Origin of the sequence: Micromonospora haikouensis, from assembly GCF_900091595.1 — a bacterium.
In the GTDB taxonomy this organism is placed as follows: Bacteria; Actinomycetota; Actinomycetes; order Mycobacteriales; family Micromonosporaceae; genus Micromonospora; species Micromonospora haikouensis.
In genome coordinates this window covers 49,043-70,818 of the sequence record NZ_FMCW01000030.1, presented here as the reverse complement: position 1 = coordinate 70,818, position 21,776 = coordinate 49,043, and the positions used below count along the sequence as shown (strand labels likewise).

The following is a 21,776-nucleotide window of genomic DNA, read 5'->3' as shown; positions in this document are numbered from 1 at the left end:
TCCACCCCACGCATAGGGAGCTGAGTCGAATACGACATCACCGCGCCCCGCCCCGGCTGGCCCGCCCCGGCTTGGCCTGCGCCGGCACCGGGCCGGCCCGGACGGTGAGCGGCGGTGATGTCGTGGATGACTCAGCTCCCTATGCGCCGGCCCTGCGGCATCGTTCGCCGCCCGCCGCCCGCCGCCCGCCGCCCGCCGCCCGCCGCCCGCCGCCCGGCCGATCCGGCCCGCGGGTCGTCAGCCGGGCAGTGGGGCGGGGAAGAGCGCCTCGAAGCGGTCCCGGGTCAGGAACGCCAGCCGGGCCCGCTTGTCCGGCATGTCGATTTCGTCGTCGAACGTGAAGCCGGAGCGTTCGAGGCGGCGCAGCGCCAGTTCGTTGCGCACGTCCGGCTCGACCACGACCCGCTGCCGGGCCGGGTCGCGGAACAGGAACCGCACCAGCGCCGGCCCCACCGCGCCGGTGAAGTCGCGCGGCGGGCGTCGGCCGGGGGCCAGCAGCAGGTGCATGCCGACGTCGCCGGGCCGCACCGGGTAGCGCTCGCCGACCGGGTCGGCCTCGGGCTGGTAGGTCTGGAACAGACCGACCGGCGCGCCGTCGAGCAGGATCAGGTACGCGTGGTGCGTCGCCAGCCCGTCGACGAAGGCGTAGACCTCGCGGACCTCGTCGACGGTGGCCCCAGTAGACGGCCCGGGGCTGGGTGACCCAGCCGTGCAGCAGCTCGGCGTGGGCCTGCGGGTCGACCGTGGCGAGGGCCAGCTCGCCGAGGCCGGGCAGGGTCTCCAGGGGTGTCACGCGTTCCTCTTCTCGGGGTCGGGGCGCGGTTCGTCGGGTTCGGGGGTGAGCAGCCGCCAGTCGGTCACGACCGGGATCAGCTCGCCGCTGGCCCACCGCGGCAACTGGTCGGCGAAGTGCGGGTCGCCGGGGCGGCCGGACGCGCCGAACGGCACCACCCACCGGCTCTCCGCCCGGTCGGTCAGGTCCCACACGTACCGGGCGACCGGGCCGCGCCAGCAGGCGTCGGACAGGCCGGGGACGCTGCTGGTGGCGAGCACGCAGTCGCTGTCGCCGCCCAGCGTGACGCGGGCGCGCATCGCGTCCACCGCCGCGTCGACCTCGGGGCTGACCGGCAGGTGCACGGGGTGCAGGGTGTGCCGTTGCCCCCAGGTGCCGGGCGGGTCGCCGTGGGCCACCTCCTCCAGCGCGGCGGCGGCCACGGGGTCGACGTCGACGCCGAGGCGGGGCAGCCCGGCCACGACGGCGTCGAGGGCGTACCCGATCCGACCGAGGGGGTTCGTCCACGGCCCGAACAGTTCGTCGTACGCGCCGGGGGAGCGCAGCGGGCGCAGCGCCGGGTGCTCGTGCAGCCCCCGGGCCAGGGCCGCCCGCCAGGCGGCGTACGCGGCGGCGTCGGCGCTGTCGGCGGCCATCCGCCCGTCCCAGGCGGCAAGCCGGTCCCGCAGGTCGCGGGCCGGACCGGTGAGCGCGTCGGGGTCGAGCCGGCCGAGGACGCCGCGCAGCACGCCCGCGTCGAGCCGGGTGTCCATGTGCACGGCCGCCGGTTCGGCGCCCTCGGCGAGCAGGGCGCGGATGCGGCGGGCCCGGTGCGGCGGGGCGAAGTCGCGGCCCAGCGCCGCCACGTCGGGCCGGCGGTCGTTGGCGCAGGCCGTGGGCCCGGTGACCGCCGTGCGGGGCAGCGGCGCGTACTCGCTGCTCCAGCGGTAGCGCGGCTCCCAGGCGGGCACCGGTTCCTGGCGGCACCGGTCGTCGCGCACCGGCACCAGGCCGGCGACGAGCTGGGTGACCGCGCCCGACCGGTCGGCGACGAGCACGCTGTTGACCGGCTCCACCCAGGCCTGCAGCGCGGTGGCGACGTCGTCGACGGTCCGCGACCGCAGCAGCGGCAGCAGCGCGTCGAAGCCGAGCCGCTGCGCGACACGGCTGGGCGTGCGCAGGCTGAGCGCCTCGCCGGTGTGCCGGTCGTGGTCGATTACCGGCCCCCGGGCCGTCTCGATCACTTCGACGGTTTCTGGCTCGCCGTCGCGTACCCCGATGGTCTCGACCCGGCGGCGGGCCGGCGCCCAGCCGTCGGCCTCGCGGACCCAGACCAGGTCGCCCTCGCGGCGCAGCCGCTCGCGGTAGAGGTCCTGGTAGTCGGCCATCGCGTTGGTCACGGCCCAGGCCACGTCGCCGGCGTGGCCGAAGTGGGGCAGGCCCGGCACGCCGGGGAACGCGAAGCCGAGCACGTCGAACTCGGGGCAGGCGAGGCGCACCTGGTGGTAGACACCGGGCAGTTCGAGGATGCGGTGCGGGTCGCCGGCGACGACCGGGCCACGGCCGGTGGCCGGGTCGGCGGGCGTCACCCAGGCGTTGCTGCCCGAGCCGCCGGGGGGTTCGGCGTCGAACAGGGCGGTGGCCGCAGGCCCGAGCGTGGCGGCGACGTGGGCGCGCCACAGCTTGGTGGGGAAGGTCGAGAACAACACGTGCTGCACCAGGAAGACCCCCAGCGGCGACCAGGGCCGCCACCGGCCGGGGGCGCAGCCGGCCGCCGCGAACTCCGGCGCCGCGGCGGCCCCCTCGGCCAGCCCGTCGTTGACCCCCTGGGCGTACGCGGCGACCCAGCGCCGGGTGGCCGGGTCGAGCCGCGCGTAGCAGCTGCGGGCGGTGTCGTCGAGGCGGGCGCGGCGGGCGAAGCGGTCCCAGCCGACCTCGGCCGGGCCGAGGTGCTCGGCGAGCCGCCCCTCGGAGCGCCACCGCTCCACCTCGACCTGCCAGGCCCGGTCCAGCGCGGCGGCCCGCCCCTGCAGGCGGGCGAGGTCGTCCACGGTCTCGGCCCACAGGTGCGGCACGCCCCAGGCGTCGCGGTGGATGCCGGCAGCCCGCGTCGGCGGTGCGGCCGACTCCCGTAACAGCGTCATTTAGGTTACCCGCCCCTAACTTAGGCTGACCTTACTGGAGGGGTGCGTGAAACGGAACTGGGAAGCCCTGGTGCTCCGCGCGATGGGCGGCCGGACCTTCCGGCTCACGGTGCGGGGGACCGAGTCGGTGGGCGGGCGGTACCAGCGCCTGCACCTCGACGACGGCGGCCTGCTCGCCGAGTGCGGCGTCCACCCCACCATGTGGATCCGGCTGTGGTTCGACGACGACGGTCGGCCCCACCAGCGCGCCTACACCCTCGTCGACCCCGACCCGGCGGCCGGGCGGTTCAGCCTGGAGTTCGCCCTGCACGACGGGTGCGCGGCCCGCTGGGCGGCCGCCGCCCGCGTCGGGGACACCATCGACGCCACCGTGCAGGGCAGCGCGTTCCGGCTGCCCGACCCCGCCCCGCGCCACCTCTACCTGGTCGGCGACGCCGCGTCGCTGCCGGCGGTCAACAGCCTGCTCGACGCCGCTCCCGACCTGCCGGCGACGGTCTGGGTCGAGTACGCCCACGACGACGAGAAGGCGCTGCCGTCCCGGGCCCGCCCCTGCCACGAGGTGGTCTGGGTGCCGCGCCGCGACGGAGGGCGGCACCTGGTCGACACCGTCCGGACGGCCCTGCCCGGCGCCGCCGACGCCCACTACTGGGTGGCCTGCGAGGCGGCCAGCACCCGCGACATCACCCGGCACCTGCGTCGCACCCTGGGAGTCGGCCGGCACCAGCTCACCGCGCTGGCCTACTGGAGCGCCCGGTGACGGCGACGCTGGGCACCCTCGCCCGCCCGCTGCGCACCCGGTGGCTGATCCTCGCGGTGCTCTGCCTCGCCCAGGTCACCGTGGTGCTCGACAACACCGTGCTCACCGTGGCGGTGCCCGTGCTCACCGCCGAACTGGGGGCCAGCACCGCCGACGTGCAGTGGACCATCAACGCGTACGCGCTGGTGCAGTCCGGGCTGCTGATCACCGCCGGTGGGGCCGTCGACCGGTACGGCCGCCGCCGCATGCTGCTCGCCGGCCTCGTCCTGTTCGGACTGGGTTCGCTGCTGGCCGCGCTCGCCGGGTCCACCGGCCAGCTCGTCGCCGCCCGGGCCGGGATGGGCGTCGGCGGGGCCCTGCTGGTCACCTCCACCCTGGCGGTGGCGATGCAGGTCTTCGACGCCACCGAGCGCCCCCGGGCCATCGGCGTGTGGGCGGCGGCGAGCGCGCTGGGCTTCGCGGCCGGGCCGCCCGTCGGCGGCGCCATCCTCGCGCACTTCCCGTGGGAGGCGATCTTCCTGGTCAACATCCCGATCGTGCTGCTCTGCCTGGCGGCGGGCGCGGCCCTGGTGCCGGAGTCCCGGGACCCGGCCGGCGGGCGGTTCGACGTGGGCGGGGTGGCGCTGTCCACCGCCGGCCTCACCGCGGTGGTGTACGCGATCATCGCCGGCCCGGAGCAGGGCTGGCTCTCCGTGCCGGTGCTCGGCGCGGCCGTGGGCGGCGCGCTGCTGCTCGTCGGCTTCGTCCGGTGGGAGCTGCGGGTTGCCCATCCCATGCTGGACATGGACCTGTTCCGCAACCGGCGCTTCGTCGGCGCGATCTCCGGCGTCGTCCTGATCACCTTCGGCGCCACCGGGGCCCTGTTCCTGCTCACCCAGCACCTCCAGTTCGTCCGGGGCTACCCCGCCTGGGAGGCCGGGTTGCGGATGGTGCCGTTCGCGCTGTCCATCGTCGTGCTCAACCTCGCCGGGGTGGCCGCGCGGCTGATCCACCGGCTGGGCACGGCCGCCGCCATCGCCGTCGGCATGACGCTGCTCGCCGGGGGCCTGCTGCTGGTCACCCACGCCCCGTCCGACGGCTACGCCGTGCTGCTGGCCGGGCTGCTCACGATGGGCACCGGCTGCGCCCTGGCCAACCCGGCGATCGTGGAGGCGGTGATGAGCGCGACCCCGCCGGAGAAGGCCGGGGCGGGCGCCGGGGTGGACGGCACGATGACGGAGGTCGGCAGCAGCCTCGGCGTCGCCGTGCTGGGGGCGGTGCTCAACGCCCGGTTCGCCGCGTTGCTGCCCGCCGCGCTGGCGGGTGCTGGCTCGTTCCCCGCCGCGCTCGCCGCCGCCGCGACGGACGCCGAGCGCGGTCAGGTCACCGACGCCTTCCGGGCCGCGTCGGAGGCCGGGCAGACCGTCGGGGCCGTTGCCGTCCTCGCCGGTGGGCTGCTCGCCGCGTGGCTGCTGCGCCGGGCGCAGCGCGCCGGCTGAGGAGGGACGTCGCGGCGACGGCGAACTGAAAGCAGCTGGAAACTCTTGCGGAGAAAGCTACGTCGGGCCGGGCGGCGCGTCAATGGCGTCCCAGTTTTCGAAGCGCGCTGGGTGCTCGCGCGGTGACTCGCCGCAGTGGAGTGTCCCGGGCTGGCCTGCGACTTTCCGGGGGAGTGTGACCGTTCACGTGGCGGCGGTGTTGCCGATGGGTTTCAAGAATCTTGCCGCAAGGTCTTGCAATCCCTTTCAGGTATGCCGCATCGTTTCGCTACCCGGACGGCCGTCCACACGCGTCAGTGCCTCTTCGACCCCGGAAGAAGGTTCCCCCTGTCATGGAATCCGTAGGGCCACACCCCCGTGGCCGCGCCGGTCGCCTGCTGCTCGCCGCCGCGATCGTCGCGGCCGGCGCGACACCGGCGATCGTCGCTGCCGCCACCACCGCCACCCCCGCCCGTGCCGCCGTCGCCCTCAACGACAGCGAGGTCACGGCGAACCTGTGGGAGTGGAACTGGAACTCCGTCTCCGCTGCCTGCACCAACCACCTCGGCCCCGCCGGCTACGGCGCGGTCCAGGTCGCGCCGCCCCAGGAGTCGGTCAGCCTGCCCAACAGCGCCGACGGCGTGCACCCCTGGTACGAGGTGTACCAGCCGGTGTCGTACAAGCTGGAGAGCCGCTTCGGCAACCGCGCGCAGTTCGCGGCCATGGTCACCGCCTGCCACAACGCCGGCGTGCGCGTGTACGTCGACGCGGTCGTCAACCACATGGCCGGCGCGAACAACCCGGAGTCCGTCGTCGGCTACGCCGGCACCGACTTCTCCGGCCCCGGCTACAGCTTCCCCGCGGTGCCCTACGGCACCGGCGACTTCCACCGGCCGGGCGACAACTGCCCGACCAACGGCACCATCAACGACTGGAACAACGAGGCCCAGGTCACCAGCTGCGAGCTGCTGTCCCTGACGGACCTGTACACCGAGAAGGACAGCGTCCGCACCAAGATCGCCGCCTTCCTCAACGACATGATCGGCCTCGGCGTCGACGGGTTCCGGGTGGACGCCGTCAAGCACGTCAAGAAGGAGGACTTCGCGGCGATCCTCGGCAAGCTGAACAACACCGTCGCCGAGAACAAGCGCCCGTACGTCGCCCAGGAGATCTTCGACGGCGCGAGCAACGACGCCCTCAAGGCGCGGGCCTTCATCGGCAACGGCGACGTGCTCGACTTCGCGTACGCCAAGGGCCTGAGGTCCGCCTTCCAGGGCTCGATCTCCACGCTCGCCAACGTCGGCAGCTGGAACCTCGACGCGCCCAGCGCCAACGTCTTCGCCATGGTCACCAACCACGACCTGGAGCGTGACGGGGTCGTGCTGTCCTACAAGAACGGCAGCGACTACACCCTGGCCAACTACTTCGCCCTGGCCTACCCGCACGGCAAGCCGTCGGTCTACGACAGCTTCTCCTGGTCCAACCGCAACCAGTCCCCGCCGGCCGACGGCAACGGCTACGTCACCGACACCGTCTGCGGCGGCTCCTGGAACTGCCTGACCCAGTCCACCGGCATCAAGGGCATGGTCGGCTGGGCCAACGCCGCGCGGTCGGTCAAGACCGTCTCGGACTTCACGGCGGTGAACAGCAACGTCATCGGCTTCCACCGCGGCGACCGCGCCTGGATCGGCATCAACGACTCCGGCAGCGCCGCGACCGCCACGTTCACCACCGGCCTCGCCGACGGCCAGTACTGCGACGTCGTCTCCGGCCCCGCCACCGCGTCCGGCTGCGCCGGCGCCACGGTGACCGTCTCCGGCGGCCGGGCGTCGGTGACGATCCCGGCCAACAACGCGGTCGCGATCCACGTGGGCGCCCGCCCCGGCGCGACCCCGTCGCCGACGGCCAGCCCCACGGTGTCCCCGACCGCGTCGCCGACGGCCACCCCGACCAGCAACCCGACTGACAAGATCGCCACGACCTTCACCGTCGGTGCGACCCCGGCCGCCGGCCAGGACGTCTACGTGGTCGGCAGCGTCGCCGAGCTGGGCTCGTGGGCCCCGGCCAGCGCCGTCAAGCTGACCGCGCAGGGCGGCGGCACCTACCGGGCCGTGGTCGACCTGCCCCGGTCCACGGCGGTGGAGTACAAGTTCGTCAAGAAGACCGCCGCCGGCGCGGTCACCTGGGAGTCCGGTGCGAACCGGACGTTCACCACCCCCGCCAGCGGCACCTACGCGGTCACCGAGACGTTCCGCGGCGACACCGTCACGAGCGGGCAGATCGCCACCTCGTTCAACGCCACCGTCACGACCAGCTACGGCCAGAACGTCTACGTCGTCGGCAACGTCGCGGCCCTCGGCGGGTGGAACCCGGCCAACGCCGTGGCGCTCTCCTCGGCCACCTACCCGGTCTGGCGGGCGACGGTCGACCTGCCCCCGAACACCGCCGTCGAGTACAAGTACGTGAAGAAGAACCCCGACGGCACCGTGACCTGGGAGTCCGGTGCGAACCGGACGTTCACCACCCCGGCCGGCGGCACCCGGACCAACACCGACACCTGGAGGTAGCCGCCGCGCACGCGGCGACGCGGGTGGCCGGCCCCGACACCGACGGGGGCCGGCCACCCGTCCGCGTACGTGCCCCGGGTGTCGCGGGTGGACGGGCGACGTGCGCGGCCGTCGATGGGGTGGCTAAGCTGCCCTGACCTGACCGTCCGTCACGGTGTCGTCTACCGAGGAGTCACATGGCGACCGCATCGACCACCTGCCGGCGACACGTCGAGGGGTTCGGCGAGGTGCTCATCCGCCCCGTCGAGCCGGCCTGCGACGTCGACGTGCTCCACGACTGGGTCACCCGGGAGCGATCGCGGTTCTGGGGCATGCGTGAGGCCAGCCGCGAGCGGGTGCGCGAGATCTACGAGTACCTCGACTCGCTCGCCACCCACCACGCCTACCTCGTGCACCGCGACGGCCGGCCGGCGGCGCTGTTCCAGACGTACGAGCCGGCGGCCGACCCGGTCGGCGAGTGCTACGACGTGCGCCCGGGCGACTTCGGCGTCCACCTGCTGATCGGCCCGCCGGACGGCGGCGTCGAGCCCGGCTTCACCGGAGCGGTCCTCGACGCGTTCCTCGCCTTCGTGCTGGCCGACCCGGGCCGGCTGCGCATCGTCGCCGAGCCGGACGCGCGCAACGACAAGGCGGTCGCCCGGCTGGTCCGCGCCGGGTTCGTGCCCGGGCCGCAGATCGACCTGCCGGAGAAGCGGGCCCAGCTGCTCTTCCTGGACCGGTCGGTCTTCCTCGACCGGGTGGCCGCCCGGGGCTGAGCCGGCGGCCGGTCGCCCGGTGGAGGGACGGCCGCCCACCCCCGCGCGTGACTGTGTAAGGGTAGGCTAACCTGACCGGTGTCCGATGATCGACGCCGGGTGCCGTGGGACGGGACCCCGCCGGAGCCCGAGAGGCGCCATGACCCAGACCCTGCCCATCGCGCCGTGGCGGCTGTTCGACGTCGAGGTCCGCGCCGTGCGGCGGCTCAGCCCGTCGTTCGTCCGCGTCACCTTCACCGGCGCCGACCTCGACCGGTTCGCCGACAACGGCTACGACCAGCGGATCAAGCTGGCGCTGCCGCTGCCCGGGCAGGCCGGGGTGAACCTCCCCGAGGGCCCCGACTGGTACGCCCGCTATCGGGCCCTGCCCGAGCACCTGCGCAACCCGGTCCGCACGTACACCGTCCGGGCCGCCCGCCCGGACCTGGCCGAGGTGGACGTCGACCTCGTCCTGCACGGCGACGGCGGCCCCGCCACCCGGTGGGCCCGCCGGGTGTGCCCCGGCGACCGGGCGGCCCTGCTCGGCCCCGACGCCGGCTTCGACGGCGAGCACGGCGGCATCGAGTTCCGGCCGCCGCCGGCGGGCCGGCTGCTGCTGGCCGGCGACGAGACCGCCGTGCCGGCGATCACCGCCATCCTGGAGCGGCTCCCGGCCGACGCCCGGGGACAGGCGCTGCTGGAGGTGCCCGAGCCCGCCGACACGCTCGGCGTCGCCGCGCCGCCCGGCATGCGGGTCACCTGGCTGCCCCGCGCCGGCGGGCGGCACGGCAGCCGCCTCGTGCCCGCCGTCGCGGCGGCCGACCTGCTCTGCGGCCCCACGCCGGCCGCCGGCCCGGTCGCCGACGTCGACGTCGACCGGGAACTGCTCTGGGAGGTGCCGACCCCGGCGACGCCGGTGCCGCTGTACGCGTGGCTCGCGGGGGAGGCCGGCGTCATCCGTACGCTGCGCCGGCACCTGGTGGCGGAGCGGGGGCTGGACCGGCGGGCGGTGGCCTTCATGGGGTACTGGCGGCTGGGCCGGGCCGACCCCGCCTGAGCCGCCGCCGGTGCGTCTGCGCCCGGCGGCGGCCCGGTGCGGCCCGCTCGCTCAGCAGCGGCTGATCGACGAGTTGTTCAGCGTGACGTTGCTGATGGTCAGGTTGTCCACGCACGGGTTCTCCACGATCCGGCTGTTGACCAGCGTGAAGTCGCGCAGCGTGATGTCACGGGTGCCGGGGAACTCGGCGCGCTCGGCGAGCCGCACCTCCCCGCCGCCGCTGATCGTGCCGCCGCCGGAGGCGATGTTCACGCCGTAGCAGTTCTCGATCAGGATGGCGTTGTTGCCGGTGTTGGCGATGTCGACCCGGTCGATCGTCGCCCCGCCGGACTCGGAGACGCAGAAGATCCCCCGGCCGCCGCCGCGGGCGCGCACCGTGCCCACCCGGACGTTGGTCGGATAGCTGTCGCCGACGCGGCCGTTGCGGTTGGCCATCCGGAACGCCGCGTACCCGGTGCCGGTGCCGGCGTTCTCCGCGTCGACGGTGGTGACGGTGGCGTTGATGGTCTGGTTGAGCAGCAGCCCCGACTCGCCGACGTTGCGGGCGGTGACGGTGCCGACGGTCAGGCCGTCGACGCCGTAGGTCTCGACGGCATGCGAGCTGGCCCCGGAGACGTAGACGTTGTCGATGCGTACGTTGCGCGTCCACTGGCTGGTGTCGCCGCGGTTGTCGATGCGCACACCCAGCCCGGCGGTCAGCCGCATGTCGATCTGCCCGAGGACCACGTTGGTGACGTTGCGCAGGAAGATCCCGTACAGCGGGCTGCCCGTGACGGTGAGGTGCTGCACCTCCACCTGTGTGGTCCCCCGGGAGTAGATGGGCGCCTGGTCGCCGGAGCCGGTGCCGGTCACGTTGATCGTGCCGCACACGTCGATGGTGGTGTAGCTGGGCAGCGAGATCCGGGAGCCGGCGCTCATCGAGCCGGAGCCGCGCACCACGACCCGCTGCTTGCTGGTGCGCCCGGCGGTCAGGCTGTTCACGGCGGCCTGCACGGCGGCGCGCATGTCGGTGCCGGTGTGAATCGTGCTGCCGCCGTTGCGGACCGTCCAGGTGCCGCCGCCGAGCACCGCCTCGGCCTGGAACGAGCCCGACCCGCAGTCGGCGGCGGCACCGACCCGGACGAGCTGCCACTGCGGGTTGGCCCCGCCCAGGTCCTGGTAATGCGAGATCATGCCCCCGTCGGCGGCGGCGGAGGCGGCCTGCGGGGCGACCGCCACGGCCGCGCCGACCAGGGCGAGCGCGGTGGCGACCGGCAGGCCGAACCGCCGGGCGCGGGGGCGTCGACGGGGGACGGGGAGTCTCATCGGTGCTCCTTGGGTGCGGTGGCGTCGGACCGGCCGCGCCCGGAAGTCGGTGGGCCGGCGGGACGGATCGGCAAGCGCCATCCGGGCAGCGACCATCATCGATGGTTTCGTTCGCCTTCCGCCGTGTCAAGGCGTCGCCCGTCGCGTCGCCCACCGGCTGCCCGTCGCCGTGGTCAGTCGTCCGCGACCGCCACCGGCTCGCCGCCCACGCACCGCACCTTCAGCTCGTGCTCCCCGCCCGGCCCGACGAAGGTGACCTCGACGTCGTCGTCCGGCCCCCGGTCGACGTCGGCGACCCGGTGGTCCTGCGCGGGAGCCCAGGAGACCAGGCGTACCCCGCCCGGCCCGCACTCGGCCACGGCCGTGCCGCCGGCGGTCGCGAAGGCCCGCCGGGCACCGGTGCCGGCCGGCCCCGTGGGCTCGCCGACGCCGGGGGAGGCGGCGCCGGAAGCCGTGGGCGCCGGCGTGGCCAGCGCCCGCTCGACCTCCTCCTGGCTGCGCACCCCGCCCGGGGTGCCGGTGATGCTCTCCCCGACCAGCCGGATGGCGGCCACCCCGACCAGCGTGGCGAGCACGGCGGTGGCCAGCCACCCCGCGACCGCGAGTAACGAACGACGACGCATTCTCCGACTATCCCCGATCGAGGGTTGACCGTGGCATGGGACGACGCTAAGGGAGGGTTAAGAGCCGGGCCGCCGCCGGCCGGTCCGGCTAGCCTCGTCGTGTGCCCCGCCTGCTGCTGATCGAGGACGACCTGACCATCCGCACGCCGCTGGTGCGGGCGCTGCGGGACCGGGGCCACGCCGTGGCCGCCGCGTCGACCGCGATGGACGGGCTGCGCGACGCCCTGGACAACCGGCCGGACCTGGTCGTGCTCGACCTGGGCCTGCCCGACCTGGACGGGCGGGAGCTGCTGCGGATGCTGCGGGCGGTCAGCGCGGTGCCCGTCATCGTGGCCACCGCCCGCGACGACGAAACCGAGATCGTCCGGGTCCTCGACGCGGGCGCCGACGACTACGTCGTGAAGCCGTTCACCGCCGCCCAGCTCGACGCGCGGGTCCGCGCGGTGCTGCGGCGCGGCGCGGGCGCCGGGGCGGACGATCCCACGCTCGTGGTGGGCGGCCTGCGCGTCGACCCGCGCGCCCGTCAGGTGACCCTCGACGGCGTCGCGGTCGAGCTGACCCCGCGCGAGTTCGACCTGCTGCACCACCTCGCCGCCCGCCCCGGCGAGGTGGTCACCAAGCGGGAGCTGCTCACCGAGGTCTGGCAGATCCCCTACGGCGGCGCGGACAAGACCGTCGACGTGCACCTGTCGTGGCTGCGCCGCAAGCTGGGCGAGAACGCCCAGCAGCCCCGCTACCTGCACACCGTGCGGGGCGTGGGCGTGCGGCTGGAGCCGCCGGGCGGCGCGGCGTGAGGGCCCGCCTGGCGCTGCTGGCCGCCGCCGTCAGTGTGCTCACCCTCGTGGCGTTCCTCGTGCCGCTGGCGCTGCTGGTGCGCGCCGTCGCCGAGGACCGGGCCACCGTCCGGGCCACGGCCGACGCGCAGAGCCTGGTGCCCGTGGTGGGCACCGCCGACGCCGAGACCATCCGGCTGACCGTCGAGCAGCTCGCCGCCGAGTCCGGCCGCCCGGTCAGCGTCTACCTGCCCGGCGACACCGTGCTCGGCACACCCGTCCCGCGTACCCCCGCGGTGGCCCTGGCCGAACGCGGGCAGAGCCTCACCGCGGAGTCCGACGCGGGACGCGAGGTGGTGATCGCCGTGCAGGGTCGGCCGGACGGCACCGGGGTGATCCGCACGGTCGTGCCCCGCGCCGAGCTGACGGCCGGGGTGACCCGGGCCTGGCTCGTGCTGGCCCTGCTCGGCGTGCTGCTGGTGCTGGTGGGGCTGGCCGTGGCCGACCGGCTGGCCCGCACCCTGGTCCGGCCGATCACCGAGCTGTCGGCGGTGTCGCACCGGCTCGCCAACGCCGAGCTGGACGCGCGGGTCACCCCCGCCGGACCGGCCGAGCTGCGCGAGGTGGCCGGCGCGCTCAACCACCTGGCCGGCCGCATCCAGGTGCTCCTGGCGCAGGAACGCGAGCAGGTGGCCGACCTGTCCCACCGGCTGCGCACCCCGCTCACGGCCCTGCGGTTGGAGGCCGAGTCGCTGCCCGATCCGCAGGACGCGGCCCGGATCGCCGCCGCGGCGGACGCGTTGGAGCGGGCGGTGACCGGCCTGATCCGCCAGGCCCGCCGCGACCGGTCACCGGCCGCCGCCCCGGCGGGCTGCGACGCGGCGGCCGTGGTTGCCGACCGGGTGGCGTTCTGGTCGGTGCTGGCCGAGGACACCGGACGGGAGGTCCACCGTGACCTGGCCGGCGGGCCGCTGCCGGTCGGGGTGCCCGCCGACGAGCTGGCCGCCGCGGTCGACGCGCTGCTCGGCAACGTCTTCGCGCACACCCCCGACGGCACCGCGTTCACCGTCCGGCTCGCCCGGCGGGACGGGCGGGTGCTGCTCGCGGTGGCCGACTCCGGCCCCGGCATGCCCGCCGCCACCGTGGCCCGGGGCGCGAGCCCGGCCGGGTCGACCGGTCTCGGCCTGGACATCGCCCGCCGGGCGGCGGAGGCCGCCGGGGGCCGGCTGGAGCTGCGCACCGCCCGCGGCGGCGGGGCGGAGGTGCGGCTCTGGCTCGGCCCGCCGCCGTCGGGCTCCTAGCGCCGGCACGGCCTTAACCGGGCCTTAGCGTCGGTGCAGCGCGCCGCTATCCCGCCGGGACCGATCCTTCTAGGCAGGAACACGAGGAAAGGTGCCCGAGATGAAGCGCAACTCCCTGATCATGGCGTCCCTGGGCGGCGCGGCGATGCTGGCGGCGGCCGGGGTGGCCGTCGGCGTCACCGCCGCCGACGACCGGGTGGCTCGCACCACCCTGACCGCCGCCACCGCCGCCCCGGCGGCCACCACCCCGGACGACGGCGCGAGCGGCACCCCGACCGGCGCTCCCACGGCCACCGGCGTGCCGTCGGCCACCGGTGCCCCGGCGGACACCGGCGCCCCGGCCGGCAAGGTCGACCAGCAGCGGGCCGGCGAGATCGCCCTCGCGCGGGCCGGCGGCGGGCGGATCGTCGAGATCGAGGCCGACGACGAGAACGGCCGGGCGGTGTGGAGCATCGAGATCGTCGACGGGCAGACCGAACACGAGATCGACGTCGACCGCAACGACGGCACCGTGGTCGAGGCCGAGAAGGAGCCGGTGGACGGCGACGATCACCACGACGCGGACGACCGCGACGACGATGACGACCGCGACGACGACTGAGCCGGACGGCGGGCCGAACGCCCGTACGTCACCGTGAGACACGAGCGGGCCGCCCCCGATGGGGGGCGGCCCGCTCGTCCGCGTCGGGCGGCGCCCACGCATCCCTGCCCCCAGCTCCGTGATCAAGAGGTTTGCGTCACCGTCGAGATCAACCCTGACGCTTTTCTCTTGATCACCGAGGCGGGCGGGGTGGGCGGGGAATGAATGGGTGGGAACTTTTTGGGGGTGGGGGCCGACAAACCGGGGTGCGGCGCTTCCGGGCGGCGTATCGAGATCGGCCCTTCGCCCCGGCGGAGGGTGCCAACCGCCGGAGCTGGGCCGGGAGACAGACCACGTGAACCGAGCAGCGTCGCGGACCGTACCGGTCCAGGTGAGCGCCCGACGGCACCGCCCGTCGCGGCCGACGATCGGCACCGGCGCGGACGGCCGCCGGTGAGCGGCCCCGGTGGCGGCGCGGGGTGGGCAGCCGGCGCGGGGGCCGACGACGAGCAGGTGACCCGCTGGGCCCGACTGGCCGGCGCGGGCGACCAGCCGGCGGCCGCCGCGTTCGTGCGGGCCCTGCAGGGCCCGGTGTGGCGGTTCCTGGCCCACCTCGCCGGGCCCGGGGAGGCCGACGACCTCACCCAGGAGACGTTCCTGCGCGCGCTGCGCAGCCTGCCCGGCTTCGCCGGCCGGTCCTCGGCCCGCACCTGGGTGTTCAGCATCGCCCGCCGCGTCGCCGTCGACCACGTCCGCACGGCGGTGACCCGCCCGCGCACGGCGGCGTTGCCGGACTGGCAGGCGGCGGCGGAGGGCGCGGGCATGGCCGAGCCGGGCACGGACGACGGGGTCGTCCTGCGCCAGCTGATCGCCGGTCTGGCCCCGGAGCGCCGGGAGGCGTTCGTCGCCACCCAGGTCGCCGGCCTGTCGTACGCCGAGGCGGCGCAGGTGTGCGGCTGCCCCGTCGGCACGATCCGCTCCCGGGTGGCGCGGGCGCGGGAGGACCTCGTGGCGGCCTGGCACGCCGACAGCCGGCCGACCCGGTCGAGGCGGGCCGGCTGAGCCCACCCGGCGCCCGCCCCGCGGGTCGGTGGGCTGCCCCCGCGTCCGGTCCAGACGCCCTCGGGGGTCGCGGGAACCGGTGCCCGCTCAGGCGGCCTGCCGGTCGTCCCGCCCGTCGGCCGCCGCGGCGGGGCGGGCGTGGGCCCGCGCCGAGTACGGGTGCGGGGGCAGCAGCCGCAGCGCCGGCGCCGACGGTTCGGGCGCGTCCAGCTCGACGCGCCAGCGGGATCCCGACGACCGGCCCTGTCGGGGCGCGGGCCCACCCGGCCGCAGGCCGGGGCGCGACAGCAGCGCGGTGAGCACCCAGCCGAACACCAGGATCGCGTGGCTGACCAGCCGCGACACGGCGACCTGGCCGGTCACCAGGTCGTTCACCGACAGCAGCACCAGGGTCGCCACGAAGGCGCTGAGCATCGGCAGCACGCCGGCCGGCGGGAACCGCCGTACCGCCACGAACAGGAATCCGGCGCCGACGGCGACGTTCCAGGCCGCCGACTCGTGCCACAGGTGCTGCCCGGTGGCGTGCGCGTGGGCGACGGTGGTGCCCCGGCCCACCTGCACCAGCCCCAACACCACCTGCACCGCCCCCACCAGCCCCAGCGTGGCCCGCAGCCCGGCGACCAGCCGCTCCCGCCACCGTCGCGCCGACCACCGCCGCCGCGTCGGCGGCGCGGCGGCGACGGCGGCGAGCACCGTGTCGGCCAGGTCGGGCGTCGCCGTCACCACCCGGGTACGCGCCCGGCGGGTCACCGCCGCGGCCGTCTCGAACCACGCCCGGCAGTCACCGCACGTGACCAGGTGCCCCTCGGCCGCGACCCGCTCGGTCGGGGTCTCCTCCCCGTCCAACTGGGCCGACAGCATCTCCCGCCACCGCTCGCACCGCATGTACCGATAGTCGCTCGGCGGCGCGGCGTGGTTCCCGCGCGATCCGGTGGGCGTCGGGACGAGCTCCGACGGCGAGGCGTCCCGCAGTGGATCTCGGCGACCCGGCCGAGCGCTCGGCGGCCCGGCCGGCGTCTTCGGCTACGGTGGGCGCATGGGTTGCTTCGCCGCGATGGACGTCCGCGCCGCCGCATAGCGGCGGTATCGCGGTTGCCCGTGACCGCGGCCTCGTCGCCCGCCCCGTCGGGGTCAGGGCCGGGCGTACCGCCGGATCGGTGTCCCGCCGGCAGCCCGCGCGTCTCGGCGGGCTGCCGGATCGTCCCGCGTGATCCGGGGAGCAGACCCATGTCGCAGCAGTCTCGTCCACCGCACCCGGCCACCTTCGCCGGCCCGCCCGGGGCATCCCGCACCGGAACCGACAGGCTCGCCGCAGCCGCAGCCGCAGCCGCAGCCGCAGCCGCAGCCGCAGCCGCAGCCGCAGCCGCAGCCGCACCCGCCGCGACGCCGAACCGTGACGTGCCGCCCGAAACCGCCACGATGTTCCTGATGGTCGGGCTCCCCGGGGCCGGGAAGACCACCCGGGCCGAGGAACTCGCCGCGGCGCACCGCGCGCTGCGGCTGACCCCGGACGAGTGGATGATCCCCCTGTTCGACGGGTCGCAGCCCGCCGGCAAGCGCGACCTGCTGGAGGGACGGCTCATCGCGCTGGCCCTGCAGGCGCTGGGCCTGGGCGTGGACGTCGTGCTCGACTTCGGGCTCTGGAGCCGCGACGAACGGTCGGCCCTTCGCTGGCTGGCCGCCTCGGCCGGGGTGGCCAGCCACGTCGTCTACCTGCCGGTCGACCGGGACGCCCAGCTCGCCCGGATCACCCACCGCCGGGCGACGGCGCCGCACACGACCTTCCCGATGGGCGTGGCGGACATCGACACCTGGCGGGGGCAGTTCCAGGCACCGGATGCCGCCGAACTCGGCGGCGACGTTCCCGGCCCGCCGCCGGGGTGGCGTAGCTGGTGGGAGTGGGCCGTGGACCGGTGGCCCTCGCTCGCGCACGGCCGTGCCGTCGAGGGGCGGGGGCGAGACCGGCCGGCGGGCGGGTAGCCGGACCCCCGGGGTGTCTACTGTGGATTGGCCGAGGGCTGTGATCTCATGCTTTCATGATCAATCCCTCTCCTCTCATGCGCCTCGTGGCCGGCGTCTGGGGGTTCAAGACCCTCGCCGTCGGCGTCGAGTTCGGGCTGTTCACCCGCCTCGCGGGCGGCCGGACGATCACCGTCGCCGAGGCCGCCGCCGAGTTCGGGCTCGACGAGCGCCCCGCCGACCTCCTGCTGGCCGCGAGCGCGTCCCTCGGCCTGCTGGAGCGGGCCGGCGACGGCTACCGCAACACCGAGCTCGCCGAGCAGTTCCTGGTGGAGGGGCGGCCCTACTACTTCGGCGCGCAGGTGCGCTACTCCGACCTGCGCACCTACCTGCCGTGGCACCGCATCGCCGACGCGCTGCGCACCAACCGGCCGCTGACCTGGGACCCGCAGTCCCAGCAGTCGCTGTTCGACACCGTCGACCCGGAGATGGTGGCGCAGTTCTGGGACGCCATGTTCTCCACCTCCAGCTTCACCGCCCGCGCGCTGGCCGACACGTACGACTTCGGGGCGCACACCCGGCTGCTCGACGTCGGTGGCGGGGCCGGGGCGTTCCCGATCGAGTTCTGCCGCCGGCTGCCGCAGCTGCGGGCGACGATCCTCGACCTGCCCCACGTGTGCGCGAAGGCGCAGGAGCGGATCGCGGCGGAGGGCCTGGCCGACCGGATCGGCACGGTCGCGGGCGACTTCCTCGCCGACCCGGCGCTGCCGGGCGGGCACGACGTCGTCCTGCTCAGCATGATCCTGCACGACTGGGACGAGCCGACCAACCGGGCGCTGCTGGCCAAGTGCCACGCCGCGCTGTCGCGCGGCGGTGCGGTCGTCATCTGCGAGCTGCTGCTCGACGACGACCGCACCGGCCCGCCGGAGGCGGCCCTGATGGGCATGAACATGCTGGTCGAGACCGAGGGCGGCAAGAACTACTCCGGCGCCGAGTACGCGGCGTGGCTCGCCGACGCCGGCTTCGTCGACATCGAGCGGCTGACGTTCGACGCGCCGGGCGCCAACGGCGCCGTGGTGGCCCGCCGGGCCTGACGCGCGCCCCGGGTCGGGCGGGCACCAGGCCCGCCCGACCCGGTCAGGCTGCCGGTTTGTACGCGGTGACCAGCTCCCATCCGCCGGGCAGCACCGCCACCCGCTCGAAGCCGACCTCCTTGAGCAGCCCCGTGTAGAACTCGACCTCTCGCAGCCGGCTGACGCAGGTGTCGACGCCGATCAGGAAGTAGCTCCAGAAGAACTGCATCGCCAGCCGGTCCGGGGTGCGGAACTCCTCGCCGATGAGCAGCAGCCCGCCCGGTTCGAGGGCCCGGTACGCCGCCTCGACCAGCCGGCGGGCGACGTCGTTGGGCCAGTCGTGCAGCACCCGGACGAACGCCAGCGCGTCGTAGCCGGTCGGCAGCGGCTCGGCGAAGAAGTCCCCGCCGACGAAGCCCAGCCGGTCCGGGTGGCCGTAGCGCTGCCGGGTGTCGGCCACCAGGGGCGCCACCGCCGGCAGGTTGAACACGTCGGCCCGCAGGTGCGGGGCGTCGTCGAGCACGCGGGCGGCGAGGGTGCCGTCGCCGCCGCCGACGTCGAGCAGGCGGCGCCGGTCCGCCCAGAGCCGGTCGGCGTGCCGGTGCAGCGTCTCCAGCACCGGGCCGAGCCCGACGGCCATGCTCCGCTCGAACGCGGCGGTCTGCTCGTCGGTTCGCGGCGGCCACGCGAAGTCCTCGTCGGTCATGCCGACCTCGCCGCGCAGGCTCTCGGCCAGCCGGCCGTGCAGCACCCGCCAAGGGTAGCGGTCCCGGTCGCGCTCGACGGCGTCCGGCCCGACGACCGCGGCCACGGCGTCGCGCAGCCCCGGCTCGGCCCGGTAGCGGGCGTCGGCGATGTGGTCGTCGGGTTCCTCGCGGGTGACGACGCCGAGGCTCTCCAGGCAGTCCAGGAACTTGTACAGCCGCAGCGGCCGGAAACCGAACCGTTCGGCGAGGTCGCCGAGGCGGGCGGGGCCGGGCTCCAGCGCGTCGAGCAGGCCCAGGGTGAGGGCGGTCTCCAGCACGTCCATCGCCTTCGGGCCGTTGGCGAGCAGGCTCATCAGCGCCCGCGGCGACAGGGTGACGTTCACCGGCGAACCTCCTCTTCCAGCGCGTCCATGAACACGTCGACCTCCTCCACGGTGTTGTAGACGTGCGGGCCGACCCGCAGCCAGCCGCGCCAACTGCAGATCACGTCGCGCGCGGCGAGCCGCCGCTTGACCGCCTCCCCGTCGGGCACGTCGAGGCAGACGACGCCGCCGCGGCGGTGCGGCTCGGTCGGGCTGACCACCGCGATCCCGGCGGCGGCGGCCCGCTCGATGATCCGCCCGGTGCAGGCCAGGGAGTGCCGCCGGATCGCGGGCACGCCGACGCCGGCCAGCAGGTCCAGGCCCACCTGGGAGACCAGCGAGGTGAGCGGGAACGGCGTGCCGCCGGCGAACCGTTGCGCGCCGGCCGCCCAGCCGGTCGACGGCCGGAAGGTCAGCGCGACGTCCCCGGCCTGCCAGCCGGTCGCCGCCGGCTCCAGCCGGGGCGTCAGGTCCGGCCGGACGTAGCAGAAGGCGGTGCCGACGCCGCACAGCCACTTGTGCGCGCCGCCGAGGACGACGTCCACGCCCAGCGCGGTCACGTCCAGCGGCAGCACCCCGACCGTCTGGAAGGCGTCGACGACCACCAGGGCGCCGGCGTCGTGGGCGTGGGCGACGAGCCGGGGCAGGTCGATGGTGTCGCCGGAGGCGAAGCTGGCGTGCGGCACGCACACCAGCAGCGTCCGCTCGTCGATGCGCGCCTCGAGGGCGTCCTGGTCGAACCGGACGCCGCCGGTGGCGACCACGTCGGCGTGCGCCCCGTAGCGGCCGAACGCGTTCCAGACGAACGGCACGGTCGGGAACTCCAGGTCGGTGGTGACGACCCGGTCGCGGGGCGGGCGGTAGTCGAAGCAGGAGGCGATCCGGGCCAGCAGGGTGCTCAGGTTCGCGTCGGTGACCACGCTGCCCGCCGGCGCGCCGATGAGCGCGGCCACCGAGTCGGCGTACCGGTCGAGGCCGACGTGCCAGCCCTGCCACACGTCGTCGCGCCAGCCGCGCAGGGTCTCCCAGTAGTCGGCCAGGACCCGCTGCGCGCCCTGCGGGACCGCGCCGGTGGAGTTGTTGTTCAGGTAGACGCAGGTGCCCAGCAGCGGGAACTCGGCGCGCAGGGCGGCGTGGGCGTCCGCGTCGAGGCAGCGCGCCTCGTCGGCGGCCGGGGCCGGGTCGGGTGTGCTCACTCGGGACAGCCTCCGGTGTTCGTCGGCGGGGCCGCCGGGCACGGGTCGTGGCCGACGGCGGTGAAGACGGGGGTGGAGCGGACGGCGGCCAGGTAGGGGGTGCCCTCCGTGTAGCCGGTGCCGGGGCGCGCGCCGAGCATCCGGACCGCCAGCCGGTGGTGGGTGCGCCGCCACCCGAGCACCGCGTCGGCGAAGGCGCGCATCTCCCGCTCGACCCGGTCGCGGTCGGCCCCGGCGAGCCGGCCGGCGCGCACCGCCGCCCGGTGGGCCGCGTCGACCGACGGGTGCCCGGCGAGCACCCACTCGCGCACCTCCGGCACCGAGCGGTAGGCCGCCGAGTCCAACCGCGACCCCTCGGGGGTACGGCAGAGCGACTCCACCAGCTTGTAGGAGCGCGACTGGATGGCGCTGGCCCCTTCGGTGTACTCCCGGAAGGTCCGGAAGGACTCCGGCTGCATGGTGGCCAGCAGCGAGAACAGTGGCCCGGCGGCGGCGAGCCGGTCGCGGGCGTACGCCAGCCGGTCGGCCGCCGCCGGGTCCCCGGTGGTCAGGGCGGCGACGGTGCCGCGCAGCTCGTCGGCGAGCCCGGCGAAGACGCACTCGTACGCCTGGAGCACCCGGACGAACAGGTACTCGTCGTGCGACCGGTACACCGGCAGCATGCTCAGCCGCAGCCGGCGCTCCTCGTCGTCGGTGACGTCGGCGGCGGCGAGGGCGTGCAGGGCTCTCGCCGCGGCGGCCGGCTCCCGTTCGTCGACCGTCCGCGTCGGGTCGAGCCGGGACACCGCGGGCAGCGCGGCCCGGACGCCGAGCCGCAGGCGCTTCGCGACCGTCTCCGGGCCGGGGCGCTGCTCGGGCAGCAGGGCGGTGGCCCCGGCCGCGGCGGTCAGCTCGAAGTCGAGGGCGTCGGCGACCAGCCGCAGCAGGAGCCGGTCGGAGGCGCGGCGGGCGTCCGCCGGGTCGGTCTGCGGGGTGTTCCCCGGGCCGGCGACGGGGTCGTCCGTCGTGCAGGGCAGCCGCAGCAGGGGCAGCGCCAGGTAGCTGCGGTAGTCGTAGCGGCCGTCCCACTTGTCGAGCGCGACGTCGAGGAAGTCACGCAGCAACCGGTGCGGGTCCGTGGGCCCGCCGGCGGCGCGCCCCGCCGCCGCGACGACGCGCGTCCGAATGTCGTCGAGAAGTGCGAGCAGTTCTTTTTCGACAAAGTGTTTACCGACGCGCTGGAACTCGCCGAGCACCGCAGAGTAGGGAAAGTCGCCGGGATCGGATAGGCCGGACCGCCAAGACGTCAGCTCACGCACGAACGGCACCTCAACATTACGATCGTGTTAAATACGGACGGTGAGGAAC

At 75.3% G+C, this 21,776-nt stretch carries 18 protein-coding genes and 1 pseudogene; 11 read left to right on the top strand and 8 right to left on the bottom strand.

The features are described from left to right. Positions 1 to 237 precede the first annotated feature (237 nt). Positions 238 to 793: pseudogene (locus tag GA0070558_RS26320) on the bottom strand (GNAT family N-acetyltransferase). Continuing rightward, positions 790 to 2,916 carry a penicillin acylase family protein gene (locus GA0070558_RS26315; RefSeq protein ID WP_091284524.1) on the bottom strand — a complete coding sequence of 709 codons (2,127 nt, stop codon included), beginning with the start codon at positions 2,914 to 2,916 and terminating at the stop codon, positions 790 to 792. The pseudogene GA0070558_RS26320 and the gene GA0070558_RS26315 overlap by 4 nt, the downstream one beginning before the upstream one ends. 46 nt (positions 2,917 to 2,962) lie before the next feature. Between GA0070558_RS26315 and GA0070558_RS26310 the strand changes: the two genes are divergently transcribed. The 5 genes from GA0070558_RS26310 to GA0070558_RS26290 all read left to right on the top strand — a co-directional run bounded on the left by GA0070558_RS26310 (position 2,963) and on the right by GA0070558_RS26290 (position 9,488). Next, complete coding sequence (locus GA0070558_RS26310; protein WP_077940386.1) at positions 2,963 to 3,673, top strand: siderophore-interacting protein; 711 nt, start codon at positions 2,963 to 2,965, stop codon at positions 3,671 to 3,673. Next, positions 3,670 to 5,151, top strand: coding sequence for an MFS transporter (locus GA0070558_RS26305; protein WP_256092135.1), 1,482 nt, complete (start codon positions 3,670 to 3,672; stop codon positions 5,149 to 5,151). Before GA0070558_RS26310 ends, GA0070558_RS26305 begins: the two co-directional genes overlap by 4 nt. A gap of 332 nt (positions 5,152 to 5,483) precedes the next feature. Further along, positions 5,484 to 7,697 (top strand): carbohydrate-binding module family 20 domain-containing protein, encoded by a 2,214-nt coding sequence (locus tag GA0070558_RS26300; RefSeq protein ID WP_091284522.1) that lies wholly within the window; start codon positions 5,484 to 5,486, stop codon positions 7,695 to 7,697. Positions 7,698 to 7,873: 176 nt separating this feature from the next. Further along, on the top strand, positions 7,874 to 8,452 hold the full coding sequence (locus GA0070558_RS26295) for a GNAT family N-acetyltransferase (protein WP_091284521.1): 579 nt from the start codon (positions 7,874 to 7,876) through the stop codon (positions 8,450 to 8,452). Positions 8,453 to 8,591: 139 nt separating this feature from the next. Then, the gene (locus tag GA0070558_RS26290; RefSeq protein ID WP_091284519.1) at positions 8,592 to 9,488 is read left to right on the top strand and encodes a siderophore-interacting protein; all 897 of its coding nucleotides are present in this window, start codon (positions 8,592 to 8,594) and stop codon (positions 9,486 to 9,488) included. Positions 9,489 to 9,539: 51 nt separating this feature from the next. Here the strand turns inward: GA0070558_RS26290 and GA0070558_RS26285 are convergent, their stop codons facing one another. Both GA0070558_RS26285 and GA0070558_RS26280 read right to left on the bottom strand, forming a co-directional pair. Further along, positions 9,540 to 10,793 carry a hypothetical protein gene (locus tag GA0070558_RS26285; RefSeq protein ID WP_256092134.1) on the bottom strand — a complete coding sequence of 418 codons (1,254 nt, stop codon included), beginning with the start codon at positions 10,791 to 10,793 and terminating at the stop codon, positions 9,540 to 9,542. A gap of 173 nt (positions 10,794 to 10,966) precedes the next feature. Next, the gene (locus tag GA0070558_RS26280) at positions 10,967 to 11,416 is read right to left on the bottom strand and encodes a septum formation initiator (RefSeq protein ID WP_091284517.1); all 450 of its coding nucleotides are present in this window, start codon (positions 11,414 to 11,416) and stop codon (positions 10,967 to 10,969) included. A 101-nt stretch (positions 11,417 to 11,517) separates the two neighbouring features. On the opposite strand from GA0070558_RS26280, the gene GA0070558_RS26275 reads away from it, so the two are divergent. The 4 genes from GA0070558_RS26275 (at position 11,518) to GA0070558_RS26260 (ending at position 15,132) form a co-directional block, all read left to right on the top strand. Further along, entirely contained in the window at positions 11,518 to 12,210 is a 693-nt protein-coding gene (locus tag GA0070558_RS26275) for a response regulator transcription factor (protein ID WP_091284516.1), read from the top strand. Next, positions 12,207 to 13,490, top strand: coding sequence for a sensor histidine kinase (locus GA0070558_RS26270; RefSeq protein ID WP_091284514.1), 1,284 nt, complete (start codon positions 12,207 to 12,209; stop codon positions 13,488 to 13,490). The genes GA0070558_RS26275 and GA0070558_RS26270 overlap by 4 nt, the downstream gene beginning before the upstream one ends. 100 nt (positions 13,491 to 13,590) lie before the next feature. Continuing rightward, positions 13,591 to 14,091, top strand: a complete 501-nt coding sequence (locus GA0070558_RS26265) for a PepSY domain-containing protein (protein WP_043969191.1) — start codon at positions 13,591 to 13,593, stop codon at positions 14,089 to 14,091. A 432-nt stretch (positions 14,092 to 14,523) separates the two neighbouring features. Then, positions 14,524 to 15,132: a sigma-70 family RNA polymerase sigma factor gene (locus GA0070558_RS26260; protein WP_091284510.1), complete on the top strand. Its 609-nt coding sequence runs from the start codon at positions 14,524 to 14,526 to the stop codon at positions 15,130 to 15,132. Between the two features lie 87 nt (positions 15,133 to 15,219). On the opposite strand, the gene GA0070558_RS26255 is transcribed toward GA0070558_RS26260, so the two are convergent. Beyond that, a complete protein-coding gene (locus tag GA0070558_RS26255) occupies positions 15,220 to 16,017 on the bottom strand; it encodes a zf-HC2 domain-containing protein (RefSeq protein ID WP_091284508.1) in 798 nt (265 codons plus the stop codon). Between the two features lie 543 nt (positions 16,018 to 16,560). On the opposite strand from GA0070558_RS26255, the gene GA0070558_RS26245 reads away from it, so the two are divergent. Both GA0070558_RS26245 and GA0070558_RS26240 read left to right on the top strand, forming a co-directional pair. Next, a complete protein-coding gene (locus GA0070558_RS26245) occupies positions 16,561 to 17,112 on the top strand; it encodes a P-loop nucleotide/nucleoside kinase family protein (protein ID WP_218107105.1) in 552 nt (183 codons plus the stop codon). Between the two features lie 56 nt (positions 17,113 to 17,168). Continuing rightward, the gene (locus GA0070558_RS26240) at positions 17,169 to 18,185 is read left to right on the top strand and encodes a methyltransferase (protein WP_091284502.1); all 1,017 of its coding nucleotides are present in this window, start codon (positions 17,169 to 17,171) and stop codon (positions 18,183 to 18,185) included. 43 nt (positions 18,186 to 18,228) lie between these two features. On the opposite strand, the gene GA0070558_RS26235 is transcribed toward GA0070558_RS26240, so the two are convergent. The 3 genes from GA0070558_RS26235 to GA0070558_RS26225 are packed head-to-tail and all read right to left on the bottom strand — an operon-like array spanning position 18,229 to position 21,736. Then, positions 18,229 to 19,254, bottom strand: coding sequence for a methyltransferase (locus GA0070558_RS26235; protein WP_091284500.1), 1,026 nt, complete (start codon positions 19,252 to 19,254; stop codon positions 18,229 to 18,231). Then, positions 19,251 to 20,429 carry an aminotransferase class V-fold PLP-dependent enzyme gene (locus GA0070558_RS26230; protein WP_256092133.1) on the bottom strand — a complete coding sequence of 393 codons (1,179 nt, stop codon included), beginning with the start codon at positions 20,427 to 20,429 and terminating at the stop codon, positions 19,251 to 19,253. The genes GA0070558_RS26235 and GA0070558_RS26230 overlap by 4 nt, the downstream gene beginning before the upstream one ends. Next, positions 20,426 to 21,736: a hypothetical protein gene (locus GA0070558_RS26225; RefSeq protein WP_369523387.1), complete on the bottom strand. Its 1,311-nt coding sequence runs from the start codon at positions 21,734 to 21,736 to the stop codon at positions 20,426 to 20,428. The genes GA0070558_RS26230 and GA0070558_RS26225 overlap by 4 nt, the downstream gene beginning before the upstream one ends. Between the last annotated feature and the right edge of the window lie 40 nt (positions 21,737 to 21,776).